The following is a 5,538-nucleotide window of genomic DNA, read 5'->3' as shown; positions in this document are numbered from 1 at the left end:
TTCCTTGAGCCGTTTGGCATCAGGCATTCTCATACCACCAAACTTGCTGCGCCACAGATAGTCACTGGTCTCTGAGAAGCCGTGCCGACAGCACAGCTCCTTGATAGGCAGCCCCGCTTCGGCTTCGCCCAGGAAGCCAATGATCTGTTCTTCGCTGAAACGCTTCTTCATGTCCCATCTCCTTAGCATAGGATCGGACTCTAAAGTGTAGCGTTACTCAATCCGGAGGTGACGTCGACCTATTAATTATTTAAAAATCAACATGTTATTAAAATAAAAATATGATAGCAAGAAACGGGTTTTTTCTGAATGGCCTCGAGTAAATACTATTGTTGGGAAGCAAGAAAATAGGAGCTATCATGGCAACTACTAAAAATGTAATTATTTTTTATTCCTCTGATGAATCAAAATGGACTGCAGTTGTGACTCGCGACTCAAGAGCAGATGGCCATTTTGTATATGCTGTCAAAACCACTGGAGTTTACGCGCACCCTAGCGCACCATTTAGGCTACCTAAAAGGGAAAATGTCGTTTTTTTCAATACTTCCGAGGAGGCTGAATGTGCTGGTTACCGACTCCATCGGCGCACTGGATGTGATAAAAAATATTTAAACAGTCGACATTTGAAATTAGTGCTCAACGCTTGCAGAATTATTGAGTCATCAGACCAACAGCCTAAGCTTGAAGCCCTGGCTGAACAGGTCGGTTTAAGTACTACTCATTTTCATCGAATTTTTAAAAAGCATACTGGACTTACTCCAAAAAAATATGCCTCTGCCATAAGATCAAAAAAACTTAGGAACAAACTAAGAAACAAAGACACTAAAATAACTAATGACATATATGAATCAGGCTTTAGCTCAAGTAGCCGCTTTTATGAAAACGCTCAGAAATGCTTAGGTATGAGCGCTAATAATTTTAAAAAAGGAGGCAATGGAGCCCACATACTTTTTTCAATAGGCGAATGCTCCATAGGTTCAATACTAGTAGCAAAGAGCGAAAAAAGGAGTTTGCACTATCTCCATTGGAGATAATCCAGAAAAATTAATTAAGGACCTACAAGATCAGTTTTCTTCTGCAGAGCTAACTACTAGAGACGATTTTGACCAAATTGTTTCTCAAGTTATTGGATTTATTGAACACCCTAAAATAGGCCTTGACTTACCGTTAGATATTCAGGGAACAGCATTTCAAGAACGCGTTTGGAACGCTCTAATGGAGATTAGCCCGGGAGAAACTACCAGCTATTCTGAAATTGCAAAACGCATTGGCAGTCCCAAATCTACTAGAGCTGTTGCACAAGCATGTGGAGCTAATCGGCTTGCAGTTGCTATACCATGCCATAGGGTAATTCGAACTGATGGTGATTTATCAGGGTATCGATGGGGGATAGAGAGAAAAAAGTGGCTTATCAATAATGAAGCAAATGACAAAAAATAATTAATATTAATTGCTAAAATCATATTATAGGTATTGCTTTATGGAAAAATGGAAATTATTCGATGGCAACTCTTATTATCTAAGCGACGTTCCAGGTTTGTATGGCGGTCATTATAAAACAAAAATATATGGCACTTTAGAGTGCAGATCCGCTAATTCGGCCATAAAGAGAGGAGGATACACTAGTTATCGCGTTTTTTTTTGAATGAAAATTCTGCACAAACTGCTGGATTCAGACCTTGCAGCATTTGTTTACTTTCTGAATATAAAATCTGGAAAAAAATCAATAGTTTAAAACAGGACTGAACAATGAGAGTTTCAGACTACACCCGGCTCCTTACATTAGCTGCTATTTGGGGAGCTAGCTTTTTGTTTATGCGAATCTCTTCGCCAGCAATAGGGGCAATTAATACAGCTTTTTTCAGAGTTTTTTTTGGATTAATAGGATTAGCAGCAATTATTTTTTGCATACGTAAAAGCCTGGATTATAAGGAAAAATTTGGAAAAACATTAGTATTAGGCACCATAAACTCTGGCATTCCTTTTCTTATGTACAGTATAGCCGCCTCTTTTATCCCAGCGGGATATTCAGCCATTTTAAATGCTACAACACCCTTAATGGGGGCTATGATCGGCTTCTTCATTTTTAGTGAGCATTTAACTATAAAAAAATGGGTAGGTGTAATGCTAGGAATTATCGGCATCACTGTCATTACTACTGTGGGTGAGTCACATGTTGTAGGTAATGTTATAATTGGAGTTATTGCCTGTATCATTGCCACTATTGGTTACGGGTTTGCGGGGTTTCTTACTAGAAAATGGATAACTCAACAGGGCGGATTGGATCCAACACTAGTGGCGTTTGGCAGTCAAATAGGCGCGACCATTTTTCTAACCCCCTTTTTGCTTTGGAACCTTTCATCTAGCCCCAACATCGATTGGCTTCAAGGTGATGTATGGATCAGTCTCCTAGCCGTTGGTTTTGTATGCACCTCTCTAGCGTATATTCTTTATTTTAGATTAATCGCGGATATTGGACCGTTACGGTCGCTCACCGTCACATTCTTAGTGCCACCCTTCGCTGTGTTATGGGGTTTTTTAATCCTTGATGAAACGATTTCCATAGGATTCTTACTCGGCTCTTTAATCGTTTTACTTTCCGTTTGGTTAATCGTTAGCCCCGATTCTCAAAAAAAGCCTAGTTCACCATCCTGAATATCAGCAGCGGTACTCGGAAAATTCAGTGCGCCAGCCTGAAGCCGAATAGTTAGAACATACCGCCAACGCGCTACCCGCGTTATACTGGCATTTTAGCCATAGCGGAGGATGACCATGCTTCGACGTCATTTTTTACGTATTTCCGGTGCGCTGTTGGCCACCGCCCTGCTGGCCGGCTGCGCCAGCCCCCAGTTCCTGCAGCTGAACCCCACCCGTACGGCCAACGTGCCGCAGGTAGGTTCCGGGCAACAGGTGACCGTGTTGGCCGTGGATGCCCGCCCGAGTGAAGTCATTGGCACCCGGGCAGGCGGCAGCATGTCGACGGCGCAAATCACCGTCAACCGACATGAATTGATTCCGAAACTTCAGGCCGAAGCAGAGCGTGCGGTGCGCGACATGGGCTTCAATCCCACCCGGGAAACCGCCCAAGGCCGCCCCACTCTGACGCTGGAACTCGCCAGCCTGGCCTACCTGCGGGGCGATAGCGGCCAGCCGCTCATTGACGAGGCCCGTATCGAGGGTGTCTTCCGCGCCATCGCGCAGCATCAGGGCACGACCTACACCGGCACCTATACCTCACGCCGTACGCAGGGCTACGCCATCAAACCTGGTGAAGACAGCAATACCCGCATGCTGAACGACCTGTTGAGCGATGGTTTGAACCGCGCCTTCAGCGACCCGGAACTGGGCCGCCTGCTGGCGCGCTGATCTGGGTCAACTCACACGCGAGGGCCGCGCCGCTCCAATGCCCAAAGGCTCTCGCGACGGCCACGCTCATCGGCGGGCTCCGTAGAGAGCCGATCAACGCGAAAATTGGGCGCCAGCAGGCGCTCTATTTCGTGATCGGGCACGTTGAAAGGCGGCCCTGCTTCGCCTTCCTGATGGGTCAGCGCGACGAGCAAACCCTTGGCACCAGGCGGTATCAGCTGTGCCAGATGGAACGCGTAGCGCTCCCGAGTGGCGGGTGGCAGGGCAATCAACGCCGCCCGGTCATAGAAGGCCCCGACTTCGGCAGCCTGTTTGATATGCAGATGAAAGAAGTCCCCGCACCAAAGCTCGACACTCCCCTGACGAAACACCTCGAAACCTGACTGGCGGTAGCGTGAAACGCCCTCTTCCCGCTGGGCCAGAAACTGCTCGATGGCTTCCGGGGCCAGCTCGACGCCCAGCACCGGATGCCCCTGCTCGGCCAGCCAGCGCATATCCAGGCTCTTGCCGCACAGCGGCACCAAGACCTTGGCGCCCTCCTCCACCCCCAGCTCGGGCCAGTACTGCGGCAGCGCGGCGTGCGTTGCCGCCAAATGAAAGCCAATGCGCCCTTCCTGCCAGCGCAACCGCCAGGGGTTGTCCATGGTACTTACCTCGTCAGGCCGTGATGGATGATGACCAGCAAGACGCTTAGAACCAGCGGTCACGTTTCTTGCGGCGACGCGGCAGGTGCGGCACGACCAGCCCCACCAGCAGGCCTGCACCGGCCACACCCCCGCCGTACATGAAGTAGCGCATCAACAGATCCTCTTCCTGGGTATCCAGGCGGGCCTGCAGCGCACGCACCTGACGGCGAGCCTGCTCGGACTGGGCGTCCAGTTCGTGATTACGCGCTTCCAGCTCGGCAATGCGCTGCTCACGGACATCCAGGGTTTCCGTCATCGAAGAGACCCGCTGCTCCCAGGTATCGTTGATGCCGTCAAGCTCCTGGGTCAGCTCTTCCACCTGAGCCTGAAGCTCAGGCAACTGCTGGCGAGCACTGGGCGTTTGCTGCAGTTCGCTGCTCAGCACCCACACGGTGTCGCCGCTGTTGCTGCGCACTCGGGTGTAGTTCCCGCTGGTTTCCAGTACGTCGACCTGCTCACCCGCATTCAGCGTTCCCACAATGCGATAGCCATCTGTGGGGCCACTACGCACATAGGTGCTTAGCTCATCACTGACCCAGGCTTGGCTATCGGATTGAGCAAACGCTAACTGGCCACTGGCACTCAACAGCACGCCCATGGCGGCGGCGTAACAATTCCTGCGAAATTTCTCTACTTGCATGACGTCATGTCCTGATCATAAAAAACGCGGCTGACCGACGAAGCCAGCCTGCGTAGCGCTATAGCGTTGCGCGTGTTGGGCGCTTACCCTTCCCCACGGGGCGGTAGCGGGAAGGGGCGAGGAAACTCCGCGACGCGAGCATCACTTTTCACCGCTTTCAAGGGGCCTTCACGCTCTACTTCGTCAATGCGCACAATGGCATTGAGCGGCAGGTAGCTGCGCTTGACACCTTCGAAGGTACGCTGCAGTTTCTCCGCTCCCGGATCCACCACCACTCGCGACGCATCGTCAAAGACAAACTCCTCGACTTCAATAAAGCCCCAGAGTTCGCTCTGAAAGATCTCTCTTACGTATAAATCCCAAATTTCACCCTGCTGGTGAACCACCACACGGTAGATCGGCTTGGCCGCCATCTTGGCCTGTTCCTCTTGACGCTTGAACGTATCCAACAACGGGGTAGCCTACCACACTCATCGGGCAGCCCCTTAGCAGACATCATCAATGCCCACTAATTCCCACCCGCCCTTCATTTGCTGGCTCGGATTGGGGCCTACAACAACCCGGACTATCTGCTGCAAAAGGTGACCCGGGCCACTCGGGGCGATGAGATCATCATGCACTTCGAAGGCCAGCCCATCTCCTCCCAGGAGAGCGTGGCGGGAGTGGCCAGCGAGCTCCCCCTCGCCCCAGTGTCATTGGTCGTCGCCCCGCACCTGGAACGCATTTATGCGGAAATGGGCCGACGCTGCATCGGCCGCGAAGGCGACCCGCACCGCTGGGTCAATCCTGAGTTTCACGGCAAGCGCTTCGGTGAGGCGTCACTGCCCTTCGAGCAGTCTCTCACGG

The 5,538-nt window shown here is 51.0% G+C and carries 8 protein-coding genes and 1 pseudogene; 5 read left to right on the top strand and 4 right to left on the bottom strand.

The features are described from left to right. The coding region (locus B7L71_RS09830; protein ID WP_139790108.1) for a transposase at positions 1-171 on the bottom strand (171 nt) is incomplete at its 3' end. 188 nt (positions 172-359) lie between these two features. Between B7L71_RS09830 and B7L71_RS18020 the strand changes: the two genes are divergently transcribed. From B7L71_RS18020 to B7L71_RS09810, 4 genes are all read left to right on the top strand, one after another. Continuing rightward, entirely contained in the window at positions 360-1,034 is a 675-nt protein-coding gene (locus B7L71_RS18020; RefSeq protein WP_446497419.1) for a bifunctional transcriptional activator/DNA repair enzyme AdaA, read from the top strand. Between the two features lie 181 nt (positions 1,035-1,215). Beyond that, entirely contained in the window at positions 1,216-1,440 is a 225-nt protein-coding gene (locus B7L71_RS18015) for a methylated-DNA--[protein]-cysteine S-methyltransferase (RefSeq protein WP_446497418.1), read from the top strand. A 309-nt stretch (positions 1,441-1,749) separates the two neighbouring features. Beyond that, positions 1,750-2,655: a DMT family transporter gene (locus B7L71_RS09815; protein ID WP_081137599.1), complete on the top strand. Its 906-nt coding sequence runs from the start codon at positions 1,750-1,752 to the stop codon at positions 2,653-2,655. A gap of 117 nt (positions 2,656-2,772) precedes the next feature. Next, positions 2,773-3,366, top strand: a complete 594-nt coding sequence (locus tag B7L71_RS09810) for a YajG family lipoprotein (RefSeq protein WP_081137598.1) — start codon at positions 2,773-2,775, stop codon at positions 3,364-3,366. A gap of 11 nt (positions 3,367-3,377) precedes the next feature. On the opposite strand, the gene B7L71_RS09805 is transcribed toward B7L71_RS09810, so the two are convergent. From B7L71_RS09805 to B7L71_RS09795, 3 genes are all read right to left on the bottom strand, one after another. Then, positions 3,378-4,010 carry a thiopurine S-methyltransferase gene (locus B7L71_RS09805; protein ID WP_039181010.1) on the bottom strand — a complete coding sequence of 211 codons (633 nt, stop codon included), beginning with the start codon at positions 4,008-4,010 and terminating at the stop codon, positions 3,378-3,380. Positions 4,011-4,056: 46 nt separating this feature from the next. Then, positions 4,057-4,692 carry a TIGR04211 family SH3 domain-containing protein gene (locus B7L71_RS09800; RefSeq protein WP_081137596.1) on the bottom strand — a complete coding sequence of 212 codons (636 nt, stop codon included), beginning with the start codon at positions 4,690-4,692 and terminating at the stop codon, positions 4,057-4,059. An 83-nt stretch (positions 4,693-4,775) separates the two neighbouring features. Beyond that, a complete protein-coding gene (locus tag B7L71_RS09795) occupies positions 4,776-5,105 on the bottom strand; it encodes a DUF1820 family protein (RefSeq protein ID WP_009100748.1) in 330 nt (109 codons plus the stop codon). 135 nt (positions 5,106-5,240) lie between these two features. Between B7L71_RS09795 and B7L71_RS09790 the strand changes: the two are divergent. Then, positions 5,241-5,538, top strand: a pseudogene (locus B7L71_RS09790) (hypothetical protein); the annotation flags it as partial.

Source organism: Halomonas sp. BC2 (assembly GCF_002078115.1).
Classification (GTDB): domain Bacteria; phylum Pseudomonadota; class Gammaproteobacteria; order Pseudomonadales; family Halomonadaceae; genus Vreelandella; species Vreelandella stevensii.
This window is presented reverse-complemented; position numbering and strand designations above follow the sequence as displayed.

Bases quoted from the DNA above. Each gene is read 5' to 3' on its own strand.
- B7L71_RS09805 (WP_039181010.1), bottom strand. From the start codon at position 4,010: ATGGACAACCCCTGGCGGTTGCGCTGGCAGGAAGGGCGCATTGGCTTT.
- B7L71_RS09815 (WP_081137599.1), top strand. From the start codon at position 1,750: ATGAGAGTTTCAGACTACACCCGGCTCCTTACATTAGCTGCTATTTGG.
- B7L71_RS18020 (WP_446497419.1), top strand. From the start codon at position 360: ATGGCAACTACTAAAAATGTAATTATTTTTTATTCCTCTGATGAATCA.
- B7L71_RS18015 (WP_446497418.1), top strand. From the start codon at position 1,216: ATGGAGATTAGCCCGGGAGAAACTACCAGCTATTCTGAAATTGCAAAA.
- B7L71_RS09810 (WP_081137598.1), top strand. From the start codon at position 2,773: ATGCTTCGACGTCATTTTTTACGTATTTCCGGTGCGCTGTTGGCCACC.
- B7L71_RS09795 (WP_009100748.1), bottom strand. From the start codon at position 5,105: ATGGCGGCCAAGCCGATCTACCGTGTGGTGGTTCACCAGCAGGGTGAA.
- B7L71_RS09800 (WP_081137596.1), bottom strand. From the start codon at position 4,692: ATGCAAGTAGAGAAATTTCGCAGGAATTGTTACGCCGCCGCCATGGGC.